16 protein-coding genes are annotated in these 18,822 nt (G+C 59.5%); 9 read left to right on the forward strand and 7 right to left on the reverse strand.

The window, feature by feature from the left end:
- Positions 1-27: 27 nt before the first annotated feature.
- Both AC1ENN_RS03080 and AC1ENN_RS03085 read right to left on the reverse strand, forming a co-directional pair.
- The gene (locus AC1ENN_RS03080) at positions 28-1,695 is read right to left on the reverse strand and encodes a phospho-sugar mutase (protein WP_480406639.1); all 1,668 of its coding nucleotides are present in this window, start codon (positions 1,693-1,695) and stop codon (positions 28-30) included.
- Positions 1,692-2,528, reverse strand: a complete 837-nt coding sequence (locus tag AC1ENN_RS03085; RefSeq protein ID WP_449648277.1) for a purine-nucleoside phosphorylase — start codon at positions 2,526-2,528, stop codon at positions 1,692-1,694. The genes AC1ENN_RS03080 and AC1ENN_RS03085 overlap by 4 nt, the downstream gene beginning before the upstream one ends.
- Positions 2,529-2,646: 118 nt before the next feature.
- On the opposite strand from AC1ENN_RS03085, the gene AC1ENN_RS03090 reads away from it, so the two are divergent.
- Entirely contained in the window at positions 2,647-4,083 is a 1,437-nt protein-coding gene (locus tag AC1ENN_RS03090; protein WP_449648276.1) for an NAD(P)H-quinone dehydrogenase, read from the forward strand.
- A 3-nt stretch (positions 4,084-4,086) separates the two neighbouring features.
- On the opposite strand, the gene AC1ENN_RS03095 is transcribed toward AC1ENN_RS03090, so the two are convergent.
- A complete protein-coding gene (locus AC1ENN_RS03095) occupies positions 4,087-5,118 on the reverse strand; it encodes a sugar-binding transcriptional regulator (protein WP_449648507.1) in 1,032 nt (343 codons plus the stop codon).
- Positions 5,119-5,265: 147 nt separating this feature from the next.
- On the opposite strand from AC1ENN_RS03095, the gene AC1ENN_RS03100 reads away from it, so the two are divergent.
- The 4 genes from AC1ENN_RS03100 (at position 5,266) to AC1ENN_RS03115 (ending at position 11,817) form a co-directional block, all read left to right on the forward strand.
- Positions 5,266-7,053, forward strand: coding sequence for a glycerol-3-phosphate dehydrogenase/oxidase (locus tag AC1ENN_RS03100; RefSeq protein WP_449648275.1), 1,788 nt, complete (start codon positions 5,266-5,268; stop codon positions 7,051-7,053).
- Between the two features lie 67 nt (positions 7,054-7,120).
- The gene (gene glpK, locus AC1ENN_RS03105) at positions 7,121-8,638 is read left to right on the forward strand and encodes a glycerol kinase GlpK (protein ID WP_449648274.1); all 1,518 of its coding nucleotides are present in this window, start codon (positions 7,121-7,123) and stop codon (positions 8,636-8,638) included.
- Positions 8,639-8,782: 144 nt separating this feature from the next.
- Positions 8,783-10,576 (forward strand): alpha/beta hydrolase family protein, encoded by a 1,794-nt coding sequence (locus AC1ENN_RS03110; RefSeq protein ID WP_480406640.1) that lies wholly within the window; start codon positions 8,783-8,785, stop codon positions 10,574-10,576.
- A 200-nt stretch (positions 10,577-10,776) separates the two neighbouring features.
- Entirely contained in the window at positions 10,777-11,817 is a 1,041-nt protein-coding gene (locus tag AC1ENN_RS03115; RefSeq protein WP_480391782.1) for an LLM class flavin-dependent oxidoreductase, read from the forward strand.
- On the opposite strand, the gene AC1ENN_RS03120 is transcribed toward AC1ENN_RS03115, so the two are convergent.
- Positions 11,814-12,764 carry a DUF4349 domain-containing protein gene (locus tag AC1ENN_RS03120; RefSeq protein ID WP_480406641.1) on the reverse strand — a complete coding sequence of 317 codons (951 nt, stop codon included), beginning with the start codon at positions 12,762-12,764 and terminating at the stop codon, positions 11,814-11,816. The genes AC1ENN_RS03115 and AC1ENN_RS03120 overlap by 4 nt on opposite strands.
- Positions 12,765-12,984: 220 nt before the next feature.
- Between AC1ENN_RS03120 and AC1ENN_RS03125 the strand changes: the two genes are divergently transcribed.
- From AC1ENN_RS03125 to AC1ENN_RS03135, 3 genes are read left to right on the forward strand one after another with little or no spacing between them, the layout of a single operon-like run.
- Entirely contained in the window at positions 12,985-13,197 is a 213-nt protein-coding gene (locus AC1ENN_RS03125; protein ID WP_449648270.1) for a hypothetical protein, read from the forward strand.
- Positions 13,198-13,246: 49 nt separating this feature from the next.
- On the forward strand, positions 13,247-14,074 hold the full coding sequence (locus AC1ENN_RS03130; RefSeq protein ID WP_480406642.1) for an alpha/beta fold hydrolase: 828 nt from the start codon (positions 13,247-13,249) through the stop codon (positions 14,072-14,074).
- Positions 14,075-14,096: 22 nt separating this feature from the next.
- Positions 14,097-15,356, forward strand: a complete 1,260-nt coding sequence (locus AC1ENN_RS03135) for an FAD-dependent oxidoreductase (RefSeq protein ID WP_480406643.1) — start codon at positions 14,097-14,099, stop codon at positions 15,354-15,356.
- 9 nt (positions 15,357-15,365) lie between these two features.
- On the opposite strand, the gene AC1ENN_RS03140 is transcribed toward AC1ENN_RS03135, so the two are convergent.
- Positions 15,366-16,073, reverse strand: a complete 708-nt coding sequence (locus tag AC1ENN_RS03140; RefSeq protein ID WP_480391784.1) for a M50 family metallopeptidase — start codon at positions 16,071-16,073, stop codon at positions 15,366-15,368.
- A gap of 75 nt (positions 16,074-16,148) precedes the next feature.
- Complete coding sequence (locus tag AC1ENN_RS03145; RefSeq protein WP_480406644.1) at positions 16,149-16,304, reverse strand: hypothetical protein; 156 nt, start codon at positions 16,302-16,304, stop codon at positions 16,149-16,151.
- Positions 16,305-16,379: 75 nt separating this feature from the next.
- Between AC1ENN_RS03145 and AC1ENN_RS03150 the strand changes: the two genes are divergently transcribed.
- Entirely contained in the window at positions 16,380-17,378 is a 999-nt protein-coding gene (locus tag AC1ENN_RS03150; protein ID WP_480406645.1) for an aldo/keto reductase, read from the forward strand.
- Positions 17,379-17,400: 22 nt separating this feature from the next.
- On the opposite strand, the gene AC1ENN_RS03155 is transcribed toward AC1ENN_RS03150, so the two are convergent.
- Positions 17,401-18,609 (reverse strand): MFS transporter, encoded by a 1,209-nt coding sequence (locus AC1ENN_RS03155; RefSeq protein WP_480406646.1) that lies wholly within the window; start codon positions 18,607-18,609, stop codon positions 17,401-17,403.
- Positions 18,610-18,822: the final 213 nt, after the last annotated feature.

Raw genomic sequence — 18,822 nt, forward strand, 5'->3', positions numbered from 1 at the left:
AGGATGTGCGTGGTGTGGAAGTGGGCTCTAGGCCAAAAGCTCCCGCATGCCAGCCTCAAGTTGACTCGCGACAGCTTCTGCAGCAGCCAGACGCTCGGCGCCGTTGCCGGAAGTGCTCATCGCATCCACATAGAACTTCAGTTTTGGTTCGGTGCCACTTGGTCGCACGATCACGCGAGCGCCATCCTCGAAATCCATGCGCAGAATGTCGCTGGGGATGAAGCCATCGATGCCGTCGATGAAGTCGGTGAACGTGACAACCCGGTGGCCTCCGACTTCAGCCGGAGCATTGGTGCGCACCTTCGTCATCATGTCGCCAATTTCAGAGATCTTGGCGAAGCGCATCGACACTTGACGTGAAGCAAAGGCACCAAACTGTGTGGTGAACTCATCGAGGCGGTCGAGCACCGTCTTGCCTTCAGCCTTGAGCTCGGCAGCAAGCGAGAGGAAATCGACCGAGGCAGAAATGCCATCTTTGTCTCGAACCTTCGCGGGGTCGACAAGGTAACCGAGTGCTTCTTCGTAGCCAAACGTCAGCCCGTCGATGCGGGAAATCCATTTGAAACCCGTGAGGGTGTCGTGGTAATCCAGACCGTAAGCCCCCGCGATTGTGCGCAATGCTGGCGAGGAGACGATGGATGCCGCGAGCACGCCATTGCCGTTAGCGCGTTCTGCCGCGCGCCACCCCAGCAAGATACCCACTTCGTTTCCGCTCAGCCGACGCCACTCGCCGTCTCGACCCGGCAGCGCAACCGCGAGGCGGTCAGCGTCAGGATCGTGAGCAATAGCAATGTCGGCGCCAACCTCGCGAGCTTTAGCGAAGCTGAGATCCATGGCTCCCGGCTCTTCAGGATTGGGGAAAGCGACCGTGGGGAAGGCAGCATCCGGGTGGGCCTGTTCTTCGACAACGGCGGGATCGGTAAAGCCGGCCTGTGAATAGACAGCTTTGCTGGTCTCCCACCCGACACCGTGCATGGCGGTGTAAGTGTAAACAATCTCCGTGGAAGGACCAGCGAGAGCTGCTGTGCGCGCAATGTACTCGTCAACAACACCGTCATCAGTCGTGACAAAGTCGGTGGAGCGAGGAAGGTCTGCAATCGACCCCTTGGCAACGATGTCGATAGCGTGGGCAATATCGGCGTCAGCCGGTGGCACAATCTGCGAACCGTGGTTATCCTCACCGAGATAAACCTTGTAGCCGTTATCGTTTGCCGGGTTGTGGCTCGCCGTCACCATCACGCCGGCGCTCACATTGAGATGACGAACAGCGAACGCGAGAACTGGCGTGGGGAGCATCCGCGGCAACAAAATGGCACGAACACCGGCGCCAGCCATGATCGTGGCCGTATCGCGGGCAAAGACTTCAGAGTTAATGCGGCCGTCGTACCCAATAACGATGCTCGGGCTGAGTTCATGAGTGAGCAAATAGGCGGCAAGTCCCGCAGCCGCCTGAGTGACCAAAACCCGGTTCATGCGGTTCGGGCCGGCACCCAGCTCCCCGCGTAACCCGGCAGTGCCGAACGCGAGCCGTGTGTCAAAGCGGTGGTGGAGTCCGGTGATTGCTGTCTCGTCACCGTTGACGGCATCCGTAATCAGCGCTTCGAGTTCGGTGTGGGTGACAGCATCAGGGTCTTGCTCAAGCCACGCGTTGGCGGCAGCGACGAGCTGTTCGGTATTCAGGGCTTCGGTGCTCATAGTGCGGTCACAATCTGTGCGAGCAGGGTGCTGATCTGCACTTCAGCGTCTTTGCCTGCCTGAATGACTTCTTCGTGGCTGAGGGGAGTCGACTGGATGCCGGCAGCAAGGTTGGTGATGAGCGACATTCCCAAGATTTCCATGCCTGCTTGGCGCGCGGCGATCGCTTCGAGCGCGGTGGACATTCCCACGATGTGGCCGCCCATGGTCTTGGCCATCTGCACTTCGGCGGGGGTTTCGTAGTGGGGGCCGCGGAACTGGGTATACACGCCCTCGTCGAGTGTTGAGTCGATCGACTTAGCGATCTCTCGAAGACGCTTGCTGTACAAATCGGTGAGGTCGATGAACGTTGCACCCTCGAGAGGGGAGTCGGCGGTGAGGTTGAGGTGGTCGCTGATAAGAACGGGGGTTCCGGGCTTCCAGGTCTCTTTGATGCCACCGGCACCGTTGGTGAGGATCATGGTGGTTGCACCGGTTGCCGCTGCGGTGCGCACGGAATGGACAACCCGGCGAACACCGTGGTTCTCGTAGTAGTGGGTGCGGGCGCCAATCACGAGGGCGCGCTTGCCGCTGGGAAGAAGAATGGAGCGCAGCGTGCCGACGTGGCCTTCCAGCGCTGGCTTCGAGAATCCAGGGATGTCGGATGCCGCGATGGTCGCCGTTGTCTCGCCGATGAGGTCGGCGGCTTTGCCCCACCCGCTCCCGAGGGTGAGGGCGATGTCGTGCTTCTCGACTCCTGTTGCTGCGGCGATAGCGTCAGCCGCTTCTTGCGCGACCGCGAATGGGTCTGCGTTGGGGTCGTCGAGGGGGTTTGTGGTTGGCGACTGTGACATGGCATCCACTCTAAACCGTGACTGTTGCGACACGCCTTGGGGTTCGATGCGAATCTGAGCAACGCCCACGAGTTGGCCGCGGTTTGTCGCTGGGCCAGAAGCGCGAGAGAATTGCTGCATGGCCTATGAGTTCGAGCGCACCCAACGTATTGCAATACTCGGCGGTGGCCCTGGCGGCTACGAAGCAGCCCTGGCGGGAGCGCAATTGGGGGCCGAAGTTACCCTCGTCGAACGCGCTGGCGTTGGTGGAGCGGCAGTTCTCACCGATGTGGTTCCCTCGAAGACCCTCATCGCGACGGCTGAAGCGACAAATGCGATTCGGGATGCGGCTGACCTCGGTGTGCAGTTCTACTCTCGCGGTGATTCTGGCCGTGTAGTCCGCCCCGAAATTACCGTCAATCTTGCCGCCGTCAACGCGCGCCTCATGCGGCTAGCCCAGCAGCAATCTGACGACATGAAGTCTCAGCTCATCAAAGCCGGGGTTCGCGTCATTGAGGGTGAAGGCCGACTCGACGGGCCCCAGCGACTCGTAGTCTCGACAGGTAAGGGCAAGTCCGCAACCGATTTTGACGAAGTTGACGCCGACACCGTCATTGTTTCCGTTGGTGCACGACCGCGCCTGCTCGATTCGGCGATGCCTGACGGCAAGCGCATCCTCACCTGGACCCAGCTCTACACGCTCAAGGAAACCCCTGAACACCTCATCGTGGTCGGTTCCGGGGTAACGGGTGCTGAATTCGCCTCCGCCTATACGGCCCTGGGTGCCAAAGTGACCCTGATTTCGTCTCGCGACCGCGTGCTACCCGGCGAAGATGAAGACGCCGCCCGTGTGATTGAAGACGTCTTCAAGCGCAACGGTATGACGGTGCTTTCCAAGTCGCGCGCCGAATCCGTCACAACCACTAAAGACGGTGTCACGGCGACGCTGCAGGATGGAACGACCGTTGAAGGCTCCCACTGCCTCATGGCTGTCGGTTCCCTCCCGAACACTGAGAACCTTGGACTCGAAGAGGCTGGTGTGCAGCTGACTGAGTCTGGCCACATCCGTGTCAACCGTGTCGCGCGCACATCGATGCCGTCGATCTATGCCGCCGGTGACTGTTCAGACTTTTTCCCGCTGGCATCCGTTGCTGCTATGCAGGGCCGCACTGCCGTATTCCACGCGATGGGCGACGGTGTAACTCCGATCGAACTTCGCAACGTGGCATCCAATATCTTCACGCAGCCCGAGATTGCGACCGTTGGTTGGTCGCAGAAGCAGATCGAAGATGGCCTCGCGCAGGGCACGATTTACAAATTGCCTCTCGCCTCGAACCCTCGCGCCAAGATGATGGGCATCAAAGACGGTTTCGTAAAGCTGTTTGCACGCACCGGTTCAGGAACTCTCATCGGTGGAGTCATTGTGGCGCCCAACGCTTCGGAACTCGTCATGTCTGTCACGCTGGGTGTCGAGCACCGCCTCACCGTTGATCAGATTGCTCGGGCATTCTCCGTGTACCCGTCACTGACGGGAAGCATTACGGATGCCGCTCGCGCCATGCACATTGTGAACTAGCGGTCAGTTCTCGACGTGATCCGCATTCTCGGCGTGGTCGGTCTTGAAGGCGATTTCTTCGGCTGATGCTGCCCCATCCTTGAGCTGCATGACGTGCTCCACAAGTTTCGTTGCCGTTTGTTCATCGACCACCAGATCGGTAATTACACCAGCTCGCAAGGCTGCCAGCAGGGGAACAACCTTGTTGTCGCCAGCTACACCGCAGATTCGCCGGGGGATTGAGCGCAACTCTTCCGGGGTCGGCCCGGTTGCACGTGCGTTCATGGAGAGGTCTTCATAGGTGCCGTCTTCCCGCAGGAAAATTGTGCACACGTCGCCGACGATTCCTTCTTTGTCGAGGGTCTGGATGTCGCCGGCTTCGAGGTAGCCAGCGGAGTAGACGTGGCTGGGTACTTCGCCCGCGATCGCACCGATCGAGAACAGGGCAATGTCTGCTCGACGTTGGTACTCGAGCACGCGCACAATTGACCGTTCTGACCACATGGCGTTGCGGGTTTCGGCGAAATCAAAGAACGCGGGAACCGGGAAAAGGTGCACTTGGGCATCGAATGCTTCGCCAAATCTGGCGATAAGGTTGCCCGCATATTCGACTCCCGAGGTGCGCACATTGGCTGCTCCATTGAGCTGAACGATGGCGCTTCCGCGGGTCGGTTTCTTGCCCAAGTGGCGCGCGATTGCCGCCAAAGTGGTACCCCAAGCGACGCCCATAATCATGTCGGAGTCGAACCATCCCGTGACTATTCTGGCGGTGGCTCTGGCTACTTGATCGAGACGTTCAGCCTCGTCGGCGAGGTCGGCAACCGGCACAACGTGGGCTTCGATCCCGAAGCATCCTTCGATTTTCTTGGCGAGCCCTGGGCCGCGCGTTGGGGTCGGGCGCAGGGTGATTTCAACGAGACCACTTTCGCGCGCATCGCGGAGCAATCGAGAGACGCTCGACCGTGACATATGCAGGTGGTTGGCGATGGTGTCCATCTTGATGTCTTGCAGGTAATACATCGACGATGCGGACAGCATTGCCTCTTCGCGTTCCATGTCGTCCATCCTTGCACGTTCGTGCAGATGTGCTGCTCAGTTTGTCATTAGGTGCTCCTAGCGTAATACGCTGCTGAGCAGTGGATCATCCCAGAAGATTCACAGCCGCTCCGGCGGAAGCCACCACCAGAAAGAAACACAGCTTTCATGACTGATCAGTCCCTGACACGAGCAACCCGCGACAGCGCCATCCAGCGCCTCGTCGACAGCGCACAGCCGGGTCACGAGCTCGATGTCCTCGTCATCGGTGGCGGAATTACCGGAGCAGGAATTGCGCTGGATGCGGCGACCCGCGGTCTCGACACCGCTGTTGTCGAAGCCCAAGACTGGGCTGCCGGATCGTCCAGCCGTGCAAGCAAGCTGATCCACGGCGGGCTGCGCTACCTGCAGATGTTGGACTTCAAGCTCGTGCACGAAGCGCTCACCGAGCGTGACTTGCTGCTCAACAACGTTGCACCACACTTGGTTCGCCCGCTGCCTTTCCTTTACCCGCTCCGTCACCACGTGTGGGAGCGCGCCTTCGTCGGTGCCGGAATCGCGCTCTACGATTTTCTCGCCACCGTGACAACCAAGAACGTCAAGGGCAAGCGCAGCGTGCCGTGGCACCGTCACTTGTCACGCAAGCAGCTTGCCGTCCGCTTCCCTGGACTCGCCCACGATGCCGCCGTCGGCGCCATCGAATACTGGGATGCCAACGTTGATGACGCCCGCTACGTTGTGAGCGTCGTTCGCACGGCTCATGCTCATGGCGCCAACGCTGCTAGTCGCACTCAGGTAGTCGAGATCACTAAGAACGACGACGGTGCCGTCAATGGCGCAGTGCTCGTCGACCTCGAGACCGGCACAACCTTCCCGGTGCGCGCCAAGGCCGTCATCAACTCCACTGGCGTCTGGACCGGCGAGACTCAGGCTCTTGCCCACGAAAGCGGCGGCCTCAAAGTTCTCGCCTCCAAGGGCATCCACATTGTTGTTCCGCGTGAACGCATCACGGGTGAAGCCGGGCTCATCCTGCAGACTTCGAAGAGCGTTCTGTTCGTCATCCCGTGGTCGCGCTACTGGGTGATTGGCACGACTGATACTCCGTGGAAAGAGAACCTGCTCAACCCCGCAGCGACAGCGGATGACATCGATTACGTCATCTCTGAAGCAAATGCTGTGCTTGCTAACCCCATCGATCGCTCCGACGTTATCGGCACGTGGGCTGGTCTACGCCCGCTGCTGCAGCCCGGCACCATGGAGGGCACCAACTCTGCAAAGGTGTCGCGTGAACACACCGTCGCGTCACCCATTCCTGGTTTGACTGTTATTGCCGGTGGCAAGTTCACCACCTACCGGGTGATGGCCAAGGACGCCGTTGACTTTGCTCTTGGCAAAGACGCAGCGCAAGCAAACCCTTCGATCACTCAATCAGTGGCGTTGCTCGGGGCTGAGGGACTCGACGAGGCCCGTGACAGCACTCGTGCCCTGAGCGAGCGTTTCGGCTGGAGTGACCAGATGATCGATCACCTGTTGCACCGTTACGGCGCCAAGATTTCAGAAATCGCCGCCATTGCGGATGCTGACCCGACGATGTCGCAGCCGCTCGCGGAAGCATCCGCGTACCTTCGTGCCGAGATTGCGTACGCGATCACGCATGAGGGAGCACTGCACCTCGAAGACCTCATGGTTCGTCGCACCCGAATGAACTATGAGTACCTCAATGAGGGACTCGCCGTAGTGCCCGAGGTCGCAGAGATTGCCGCGAAGCTACTCGGGTGGACAGAAGAGACCACCGCCCATGAAGTCGCTGTCTACCACCAGATGGCGGATGCCGTAGAGGCAGCGTCACTCACGCGCGACGACGAAAGCGCTTCTGACGTTCGCGAGGCAGCACCCCAAATTGTGCCACTCGCAACGCCGGCCGGCCACGAAACCCAGCACACGCAGAACCCGTAAAAATCACCAAATACGAACGTAACGCGCACTCGAACGCACGTTGACTATCAATGGAGATACGCCAAAAATGACACAGTACATTTTGTCAATTGACCAAGGAACGACGAGCTCTCGCTCGATCATCTTTGATCATGACGCGCGCATCATTTCGAATGGGCAGCTCGAGCACGAACAGATTTTTCCGCGCGCCGGCTGGGTCGAGCATGACCCCATGGAGATCTGGGACAACGTTCGCGAGACGGTTGGTCTCTCTCTGGCGCGTGCCAACCTCACCTATCAAGACATTGCCGCGGTCGGCATCACCAACCAACGCGAAACTACCGTGGTGTGGAACAAGCTCACGGGCAAGCCGGTCACGAACGCGATCGTCTGGCAAGACACGCGCACCCAGAACATTGTGAACGAACTCGCCGGTACCGAGGGGCTCGAGAAATACAAGGCCATCACTGGGCTTCCGCTTGCACCCTATTTCGCTGGACCCAAGGTCACCTGGATTCTGCGCTACATCGACGGCGCCCAAGAAGCGGCCGACCGCGGAGAGCTACTCTTCGGAACCATTGACACCTGGCTGCTCTGGAACCTCACCGGCGGCGTCGATGGGGGAGTGCACGCGACAGACGTGACTAACGCCTCCCGCACCATGCTCATGGATCTCGACACCCTCCAGTGGCGAGAAGACATTGCAGCCGACATGGGTATCCCGATGTCGATGCTGCCCGAGATTCGTTCCTCGAGCGAGATCTTTGGCCACTGCCGCGATCACGGTTCGCTACCGGGAGTGCCCATTGCGGGCATCCTCGGCGACCAGCAGGCGGCCACGTTTGGCCAGGCTTGCTTCAGCGAGGGCATGGCGAAGAACACCTACGGCACCGGAAACTTCTTGCTGCTCAACACCGGTGCCAAGCGTGTGCACAGCAACAACGGCCTCATCACTACCGTCTGCTACAAAATTGGTGATGCCGCTCCGATCTACGCGCTCGAGGGATCAATCGCTGTCACCGGATCGCTCGTTCAGTGGCTGCGCGACAACCTCGGCATGTTTGCCGACGCCCCAGACATCGAGCGTCTCGCCCTGGAAGTCGAAGATAACGGCGGCGCCTACTTTGTGCCCGCCTTCTCTGGACTCTTCGCCCCCTACTGGCGACCGGATGCACGGGGGGCCCTTCTCGGGCTCACTCGCTATGTCACCAAGAACCACATCGCGCGCGCCGCGCTCGAAGCCACCGCGTACCAAACACGCGAAGTCATGGATGCCATGAACGCGGATGCCGGAGTCGACCTCGCTGAGCTCCGAGTCGACGGCGGCATGGTGGCAAACGAACTTCTCATGCAGTTTCAGGCCGACCAGCTAGGGGTGGATGTCATCCGCCCCCGCATCACCGAAACGACCGCTCTCGGTGCAGCGTTCGCCGCCGGGATCGCGATCGGTTATTGGGAAAGCGAACACGATGTGATCGCGACCTGGAACGAAGACAAGAGGTGGACGCCGCAGATGGCTCGCCTCGAACGAGATCAGCTTTACCGCAACTGGAAAAAAGCGGTAACCAAGACCATGGGCTGGGTTGATGAGGACGTGGAGACCTAATCTGCCTGCCAAAACCCATGAAGGACGTGCTGTCAGTCACGTTCGTAATCACACAGCAATCGATACCCACGAAGGGGTAGGGAATCAATGAAAACCTCGTTAGTTAAGAGGAACAGCTTTTGGCTCGTTCTCTCGCTAGTAATGATGTTGGTCGCGTCAATTGGTGCGTCCATCGTGCAAACCGGTGCGGGCTCAATCAGCGTTAAGGACATGCGCTGGGAGACCTCATCGGGTCAGATGATGAGCGCTCTGCTCTTCAAGCCTGACACCGCGACCGTCGACAACAAGGTTCCGGCAATCGTGGTCAGCCACGGTTGGTGGAACAACCGCGAAATGCAAGACGCCAACTATGTTGAGCTTGCCCGTCGCGGTTATGTTGTTGTGTCGATCGACATGTTCGGTCACGGCAACTCATCGCCGCTGACTCCCGATGTCACGCTCGGCGGAACCGGAATGTACGACGCTGTTAAGCTCGTCGCCGACTTGCCCTACGTCGACACCGACAAGATTGGTGTCAGCGGTCACTCGAACGGTGCGCGCGCAGCAAACTTCTCGATGTTCATCGACAATGCAGCCGACGAACAGCTCATCTCGGCTGTTCTGCTGGTAGACAACGACGCTGTGTACACGGATGCCGAAGCTGAGAACGCATACTTCAACCTCTACGGTGCCCGCGATGTCGGAATCGTTGCTGACCAGTATGACGAGTTCTTCTTCCGCAGCTACAGCCCCGAGGGTGCAGTTCTGACCCCGCCGCGTGACTACATCGGAACCCCGAATGCTCAGTCGTTCTTGCACTTTGGTGCTAACCCGGAGGACGTCTCCTCTGACGAGCGCCAAGCTAGCGAGTTCTACACCGACTCCGTTGATGGCCAGCAGGCTCTCCGCGTTGTGTACACGCCGGCAGAAAACCACCCGTGGGGAACCATCTCCAAGACGACGGTTGCTAGCCAGATCGAGTTCTTCCAAGAAGCATTTGGTGCTCCCAACGAAATCGCATCCGGCTCGCAGGTGTGGCAGGTCAAGGAGACCTTCACCCTCTTCGGTCTGATCGGCTTCGGAATCTTCCTGCTCGCCTTCACTCGCGCCATGCTCTCGACCCGTGCCTTCGCTGGTCTTCGTGCACCGGCAGCAGCAGTGGTACCGGCGACCCGCAAGGGACTCGCGTGGTTCTGGGGCGGACTGGTTGTTTCGGCAATCATCTCCGGTTGGAGCTGGTTGATCCTCGCTAACACCCCGTGGGTGGGCGCGATCGCGTTCAACATCGTTCCGTTCTTCATGCCTCAGGGTGCTGTGTTCTTCGTAGCCTTCTGGGCCGCGATCAACGCGATCGCCGCGATCATCATCATGACGATCTCGTACCTCGTCTTCGGACGCAAGAACGGTCTTGACCTTCGCGCATCCGGAGTACTGCCTGGTTGGAAGAAGTTCTTCCACGGAATCGGTCTCGCACTGGTCGTCGTTGTTTCGGCATACGCGATCGTCTTCGTGCTCGACTACTTCTTCAAGACGGACTTCCGCTGGTGGGTCATCGCTGTCAAGGCCTTCACTCCTGACAAGGTCGGCATTGCGCTGATGTACCTGCCACTGTTTGCGATCTACTTTGTCGCCAACTCGGTTGCGGTCAACGCCTTCAACCGCTTCTCCATCCGCGGTAAGGAATGGATCAACACGGCACTGCTGGCGCTCTTCAACGCTCTGGCACCCATCGTTCTCGTCGTTGCTCAGTACACCAACTTCTTCACCACGGGGTACACGATCGACGGCTTCGGCGGAATCTTCAGCATCTGGCTGTACCCGGTCATCCTCATCCTGGCCGTGACCGCAGTCATCTCGCGCAAGATCTACCGTGAGACGAACAACCCGTACATCGCCGGCTTCATCAACGCGGCAATCGTTACCCTCATCTCGGTATCGAACACGCTCACCGCAGCGTAAGTACACCCTCTCCGATCAACTGATCGGCTCCTGCAGTGCCCCGGTCGATATCACGACCGGGGCACTGTTGCGTTCGGATGGTGCGAGCGGCATCCTGAAACCGCCATCTGGCGGGTGGGGTCGGCGCAATCGCGGAATAGCGGATGCCCGGCTACGGTTTTGCCTAGAGACGCGATTGGCGTCTCAGCGAAAGGGAGCTCGTGAATCAGCACGTTCAGTTTGGACTCGGCACGTTTGGTGATGTCTCGGTAGACGAGAGCGGCAGCCTGCTGAGTCAGGCCCAGGTCATCCGCAATGTTGTTGCTGAAGGTGTGTTGGCCGACGAGCTCGGTATCGACTACTTCGGTGTCGGAGAACACCACCGCGACGACTTCGCGATCACGGCACCGGAAACTGTTCTCGCAGCGCTCGCTGTCGCGACCAAGAACATCAAACTGGGCTCGGCGGTTACCGTCTTGAGCTCCGACGATCCCGTGCGTGTCTACGAACGTTTTGCTACCGTCGATGCGCTCTCGAACGGTCGCGCCGAGATCATCCTCGGGCGTGGTTCGTTCACGGAGTCGTTCCCGCTCTTTGGGTACAACCTCAACGACTACGAGACATTGTTCTCTGAGAAGCTCGACCTCTTCGCCGAACTCATCAAAGAGGAGCCCGTCACGTGGAAGGGCACTCTCCGGGCCAGCCTCAACGAACAGCCAGTATTCCCGCGCACCGAATCGGGCAAGCTCAACACGTGGATCGGCGTTGGCGGAAGCCCAGAGTCTGTCGTGCGCGCAGCCCGCTACGGGATGCCAATGGTCCTGGCCATCATTGGTGGCCAGCCAGAACGATTTGCGCCGTATGCCGAACTATTCCACCGCGCGCTTGCTGAACTCGGTCAGCCTGACCTGCCCATCGCCGTGCACTCGCCCGGCTACATCACCGACTCCGATGAGAAGGTCGTTGATGAATTGTGGCCGCACTACCGCGTCATGCGCGACCGTATCGGTCGGGACCGGGGATGGCCAGAATCGAGCGTTGACGAGTTCATCGATGAAGTGCAGCACGGGTCGATGTATGCCGGATCGCCGGAGACCGTAGCGCAGAAGATGGCCAAGACCATCTCCGCACTCGGCATCCAGCGATTCGACATGAAGTACAGCGCTGGCACTCTGCCTCACGAGCAGATGATGCGGAGTATCGAACTGTACGGAACCGAGGTCATACCTCGGGTTCGGGAACTGCTCGCTGACGCTTCTTAGTCTGACCGAGCTGTCTCTGGCGCTTCGCCCTCGATGACCTCAGTTTCAGTAATTTCACGGTCAGTGTTTTCTGTCGCGCGGCTAGTGCGTCGTGAGCGGCGCTTCGAGCGCACGATCAGGATGACGACTCCGGCAATGAGAGCACCGAAGATCAGCCAAGGAACGAGCACTCCAAGCGCGACCAGCAGGCCGGCGAAGAATGCGACGAAACTGTTCCAGCCGGTGACGAGACCATCAAAGAAGTTGCCAGGCTCAATAGTGGGAGCGTCGGCCTCGGAAACGAGGTTGAGTGTGATCGTCGACATCGTAATTTGGTCATCAAAGTAGCGCTTCTGCGACTTCAAGCTTTCGAGTTCGCCTTGACGGCTAGAAATTGCGGTTTCGAGTTTGATGAGCGTGTCAGTGTCCTCGGCAGAAGTGAGTAACGCAAGCAGGCGCTCGACTGAAGCATCCAGTGCTTTAATGCGGGCATCCAGATCGCGCGATTGCATCGTGACGTCGACCGCATTGATAGAGATCTCTTGGAGGACGCCAAGCTCTTTGAACTTGTCCAAGGTGGCGGTGAGCTCTGACGCCGGGATACGCAGCGTCAACGTTGCACTGCCGCGGTTGCCATCGTGGGGCGCATATTCACTTCGACCGTCAATGCGGCCGCCGACAGACTCGGTGATGCGGATCGCATCAGCGCTCGCCTCATCCGGACTCTTCACGGTCACCGACATGTAGCCGGTGGTAATCACGTCGCGGCTCGAATCAGGAGCTGCTTGGTCGTAGGCGATGCCGCCATCGGCAGAACTCTCCGCGCTGCCGGCCCGAACCTCTGCTGGTTGCTCAAGTACATACTCTTGAGTGTCACCTGGAGCCATTTCGTCGACTGCCGCCGAGCATCCAGAAAGTGTAATTGCCGATAGGGCAAGTGCTGTGGTGATGAATAGTGTGCGCCTCATGGTTTCACCGTAGAGCGGTGAACCCCAGAAAAACTACCCAACGTTTTCGACTTTTCGGCCGTCACCGTTGAAGATGCACGGCGCAAGAGCTTGACGTCTACTGAGAGATCGCTTGGCCTTCAATGGGAACTGCTGGGGAGGCCCCGCCGCGTGGGTATCGTGAAGTTGTGCCGCTATCGCGGGCACGGCAAGACACGGATTACCACTAGTAGGAGGAATCATGGGTCTCATCGATAACGCCAAAGACGCAGGCGAAGCAACCGCCAAGAAGGTCGGCGAATTCGTCGACGACACTAAAGAGCGAGTGAGTGACGCCGCCGACCAGGCTCAGGCTGATGCCGAAGTGTCGAAGGCAGAAGCCGAGCTCAAGCGCGCAGAAGCTGAGCGTGAAGCGACGAAAGCAAAGAACGAATACAAGGAAGACTTGCGCTAATTAGGTGCCACCCCAGTATCCCGGCCGCGCTGGCTGAGATACTGGGGTTATGAGCCTCTGGCGCACGATTCGACGGTTGACCTTCCAGAACAGAGCGCCGCTCCTCAATATCGCAGGCGACGCCGGAGAAGGTCCCGTAATTATTCTTCTCCACGGAATCGCTTCGTCGGCAGCAACGTTCGCCCACGTCGTGCCTCAACTTTCGGATCACTACCGCTGTATCTCGCTCGACCTCCTCGGCTTCGGAGATTCGCCAAGCCCGGAGAAAGCAACATTCACCATTGAAGAGCATGTTGGAGCGATTGCCGCGACTGTTCAGTCACTCAAGCTCGATGCGCCGTTCATCCTCGTAGGGCACTCCTTGGGCAGTTTGCTCGCAGCACGCTTTGCGGCAACCCACCCGCGGCAAGTGAGCCGGCTCATTTTAGTGAGCCCGCCCATCTACGTGCCGCCAAGCCAAATCGGTGATCCCCTCGTGAGGGCGCGCGTAGGAGCCTACTTGCGGGCCTATGAATTTCTTCGCACCAACAAAGACTTCACTATGGCGACTGCCATAACACTGCGTCGACTTTTCCAGCTCGATGACGTGCTGGAGGTATCTGAACGCAACTGGCGCGCATTCGTTTTGAGCTTGCAGAACTGCATCGAGACACAAACCACGGTCAGTGATATTGCCTCTGTTCGCGTGCCCATCGACGTCGTGTATGGCTCCCTCGATCAATTCATCGCGCCAGGTACCATGCAAATAATTGGGCAAATGCGCCAGGTCACGATGCACAAGGTGGACGCTAATGATCACCTCGTGCGCAAGCGCCTCGCGCGACGCCTTGTCCAGGTAATCACCGCCGACCGTGAAATTTCTGCCGGAGTAGCGTAGGCGTCACGGGACGGAGCTTTTCATGGACGAAAAACTTGTTACCACGGTATGCATTGCGGGCGGCGGCCCGGCGGGAATAGTGGCAGGGCTTGTCTTAGCCCGCGCCGGAATCGACGTCGTTGTACTGGAGAAACATGCTGATTTCTTGCGCGACTTCCGCGGCGACACCGTGCATCCATCAACGCTCAACCTGCTCGATCAGCTTGGCTTGCGCGACGAAGCCAAAGCGATTGACCACAGCGAACTTTCGACTCTAGACGCTGTGATCGATGGCATCCGAGTTCGGGCTGTTGATTTCACGACGCTTCCTGCCCCGCACCGCTACGTAACGCTCATGCCGCAGTGGGATCTGTTGAACATGCTCGTCGCAGAAGCCACCAAACAGCCCAGTTTTCGACTCGTGATGGAAGCAACTGCTCACGATGTGATCCGCGACGACGGACGCGTTGTTGGGGTCGCGGCTTCAACGCCAAACGGCACACTTCAGGTACGGGCCGCACTAACTATTGCCGCTGACGGTCGCGATTCCACCGTGCGCCAGGCGCTCGGTCTCGTGCCCACCGACTACGGCGTCCCCATTGATGTGTTGTGGTTTCGGGTGCCAAAACCCACCAAAGCTGTGCGCGATACTCTGGCCCAGATTCGCAACGGCAGCGCCCTCGTTACCATTCCGCGCCCCGACTACTTTCAGTGCGGTCTCCTCATTCGCAAAGGTACATTCCCGGAACTGCAAGCGAATGGCATTGCAGCCTTCCGCCGTAAAATCGGCAGCATCGCGCCCCGGCTCACCGATGTCACGGCAGCAATTAGCAGCTTTGCTGAAGTGAAACTGCTCTCTGTGCAGATCAATCGAATTCACGAATGGTCAGTGCCGGGTGCGCTCTGCATTGGCGATTCCGCCCACGCGATGTCGCCAGCTTTCGGCGTTGGTATCAACTATGCGATCCAAGATGCGGTCGCGCTGGCGAACATCCTTGTTCCCGTGTTGCGAAAGCACGGGGCGGATGCCGCAGCGATCGACTCCGTGTGTGCTGCCGTTCAGCGTCGCCGTAGCCTGCCAACCGCACTCATGCAGCGCATGCAACGGGTAGCTCACCGGCTGATCGACAGGGCGACGAGTCGTACCGTCATCCACAACCCACCATGGCTGCGGGAACGATTGGTGATCGCGGTCATCCTGCCGCGCATCCGCCCCGTGCTTGCCCGAATTGTGGGTTACGGTTTTCGGCCGGAGCGTATCGCGCGCGGGGTGCTTTTACCCTCGGCGAAACAGCGACACTAGCGTTGCGCGCTAGTACGTTTCGAGCACGGTCGTTACAGCCCAGATGACACTCGCACCAATAAGGACGGCGAAGAGCAATAACCACACCACCGAAGGGATGCCGGTGCGCTTGAAGAGCAGATAGGCGTCTGACGTGCTCAGTTGGTCGCGCCGACGAGTGTGTACACCGATCACGGTGGCGAGGCCGCGCACGCTTCCGACAAGAAGCGCGATGGCGATCACGAGCAGAACGTAGCTTTGCTGTTCCGGGGTGGCCCACACCCAGAGAGCGGCGCTCGCCGCGGCCGAAACGGCGACAACGAGAAACCCGAAGAGATTGCGAATGACAAGCAAGGTGAGAATAAGGATGATGCCACCGACGAACAGCGCCATCGCTGTGTAGCCCTGAGTAACGCACCACAACTGGATGGCGCCGACGATTGCGGGGGCGGGATAGCCGAGCGACCCGCTGATCGACGATCCAAGTTTGCCGCGGCCGCTGCTGACTGCCTCTCCCGAATGGTTCATCCGAATCTTCATTCCGTGCACAAATCGACCGGTGAGAATAGCGCCAACCGCGTGCCCGAGTTCGTGCACAAGGGTGGTGAAGAGCCCGAACCACTTCCAGATCGGTTGCGGAATGCTCAGCACCGCGGCTGAGGCCACGATGATGATCAGAACTGTCGGCGAGATCGCGACCGGTGTCGTGCGGGCAAGGGAAGCGAGAAGGTCATCCATTCCCGAATTCTCTCACTAGCGCGCGAATTATTTGGCCAGTGCGCACACTCTCACGCGGCGTGAGGGCCATCACCGTCATGGACGCCGCGCATCCGCGACGCTGCCTGCCGAGAGTACATCGAAGATTCGCTGCAGGATGCTTCCGTCATCGGAATCGACACCGAAACTATGGCCACCATTCTCACCACCCGCTACACCAGAACCACGCTGTTCTTGCTGGGCTTTCAGCAAAGTGGCCGAGCAGCCGCTGGTCGCGAGTTTTCTGCCGTGTGCAGAATTGTCGCGGGGGAGGCGTAGCGTTAGCCCATGGACATCCGCACTCTTGGCCGCACAGGCCGCTCTGTCTCCGTAATTGGCCTCGGCACCTGGCAGCTTGGTGCCGATTGGGGTGATGTAAGCGAAGCGGATGCTCGCGGCGTGCTCGACGCTGCCGTCGATGGCGGAGTCACCTTTTTTGACACCGCAGACGTTTACGGTGATGGGCGCAGCGAGTCCCTCATCGGTCGCTATCTCGCCGATCGCCCAGAACTCGACATCACCGTCGCGACCAAGATGGGGCGCCGCGCAGAGCAAGACCCCGCACACTTCACCCTCACTAACTTTCGCGAATGGACCGATCGCTCGCGACGCAACCTCGGCACCGACACGCTCGACCTTGTTCAGCTGCACTGCCCGCCAACCGCCGTTTTCAGCATGGATGCCGTCTTCGACGATCTGGATACTCTCGTCTCCGAAGGGGCAATTGCCGCCTACGGTGTGAGCGTCGAAACTACGGATGAAGCACTCGCCGCAATCGCCCGCCCGCACGTGGCGAGCGTGCAGATTATCCTCAACGCCTTCCGCCTCAAACCCCTCGATGCGGTATTGCCGGCCGCTGCTGCCGCCGGCGTAGGAATTATCGCCCGTGTGCCGCTGGCATCCGGTTTGCTGAGTGGTAAGTACCGCGCAGACACGACTTTCGCCGAGAACGATCACCGCACCTACAACCGCAACGGCGAAGCCTTCGATGTCGGCGAGACGTTCTCGGGTGTCGACTTCGAGACCGGTGTCGCCGCCGCTCAAGAGTTTGCAGCGTTGCTGGCGGCGGAGCCTGCCGTTGCCGAGTTCTCGACCCCTCAGGTTGCTCTGGCATGGGTTGCTCAGCAGCACGGCGTGAGTGCCGTGATCCCGGGAGCGCGCAACATTGCTCAGGCGCAGTCGAATGCCGCAGCCGGTGATGTTCCGGCGCTGAGCGATGGCTTCATGGCTGGCGTGCGAGACATTTACGATCGCCACTTTCGCGCGGCCGTGCATCCCCGCTGGTAGCGGCTGGCTAGCTACGCGCTAGCTACTGGCGCAGCGTACTGATTGGTTCAGTGTCGGGGATGGGGCTCGCGTCTTTGCCGCGCAGGTCGGGGTGCCATCCTCGCAGAATTGTGGGGACGAGCACGCCGAGAGCGGCGATAACGGTGGCTGCCCAGAATCCACCGATGGGGCCGTAGGCGTCGATCAGGAACCCGGCGACAGCGGAACCGAGGGCTGCACCAATCAATTGACCGGTGCCGACCCATCCGTAAGCCTCGGCGGTATCGCTGAACTTCACGCTTGCCGACACGATGGCAAAGATGACGGCGAAGGCCGGGGCGATGCCAATACCGGCGATGAGCAGCATGATCGCAAGCCACCAAAAGTTGAGGCTAAACATCGCCAAAGCCATGCCGACAAAAACAATGAACATGCGGCGAGCAAGAGCCCACGGCCCAATCGGGAGGTGGCCAAGGAAAAGGCCGCCGAAGAGCGAACCGATGGCCCAGATGCCGAGTACGAAACCGGCCTGGGGTCCGTCGTGTCCAAAGACTGAGACGACGGATGCTTCGACCGCTGCGGCAGCACCGACAAGAAGGAAGCCGGTGATTGTTGCCAACATCACGGGTGGTCGACGCAGCACGGTGCCGAAGGATCGTTTGCTGCGCGGGATGCGCACCTGACCGACTTCCGGGCTGGCGATGAACCACGCGCCGCCGCCGAGAAGGAAGGCTCCAGCAACGACAATCGCTGTGGTCGTTGAAATCTGAATGGCAAGGAAGGTGGCAATTACTGGTCCGGCTACCCACATAATTTCTTGGGCAGAGGCATCCAGAGAGAACAGCGGGGTCAGCTGCTTCGAGTTCACCATTTTGGGGTAGATAGTGCGTACTGCTGGTTGCACCGGCGGGTTGCTGAGCCCGGCGATGAGGCCGACGACCATGAACATGCCGACGCTGAGCGGAACGAGCGCGATGGTGAAGATTGCGGCTGCCGAGATGATGAGAGTCAGGATGAGCACTTTGCGCATTCCCCAAATGCCCATCCAGCGGCTGGTGAGGGGACCGGCGACGCCTTGGCCGATACTCGTTGCCGCGAGCACTAGGCCGGCAGCGCCATAAGAATTGTGAATCTGTTCAACGTGAAGCAGGATAGCCAAAGAGAGCATGCCGCCAGGCAGTCGGGCGGTTAGTTGGGCCGCGATGATCCTAGCGATGCCCGGAGTTTTCAACAGGTCGATGTAAGCATTCACAAGAACTCCAGCTTAGCTGTCGAAGTGGGCCATTTTTCGGTCATTAGAGGCCGGTTCTCCGCGGATATCTGGCGTGTCAGTGGTTATCCATAGGCTGTGGAAAACCCCGCGAAGTTATCCACACCTGTGGAGGACACGCCCACTACATCTAGGGTTGGCGACAGGTGGCACCCACGATATATAGTGGTGGAACCGCTTGGCCGGGGTTCGCGG

This window comes from Rhodoglobus sp. G.S.23, assembly GCF_056675935.1.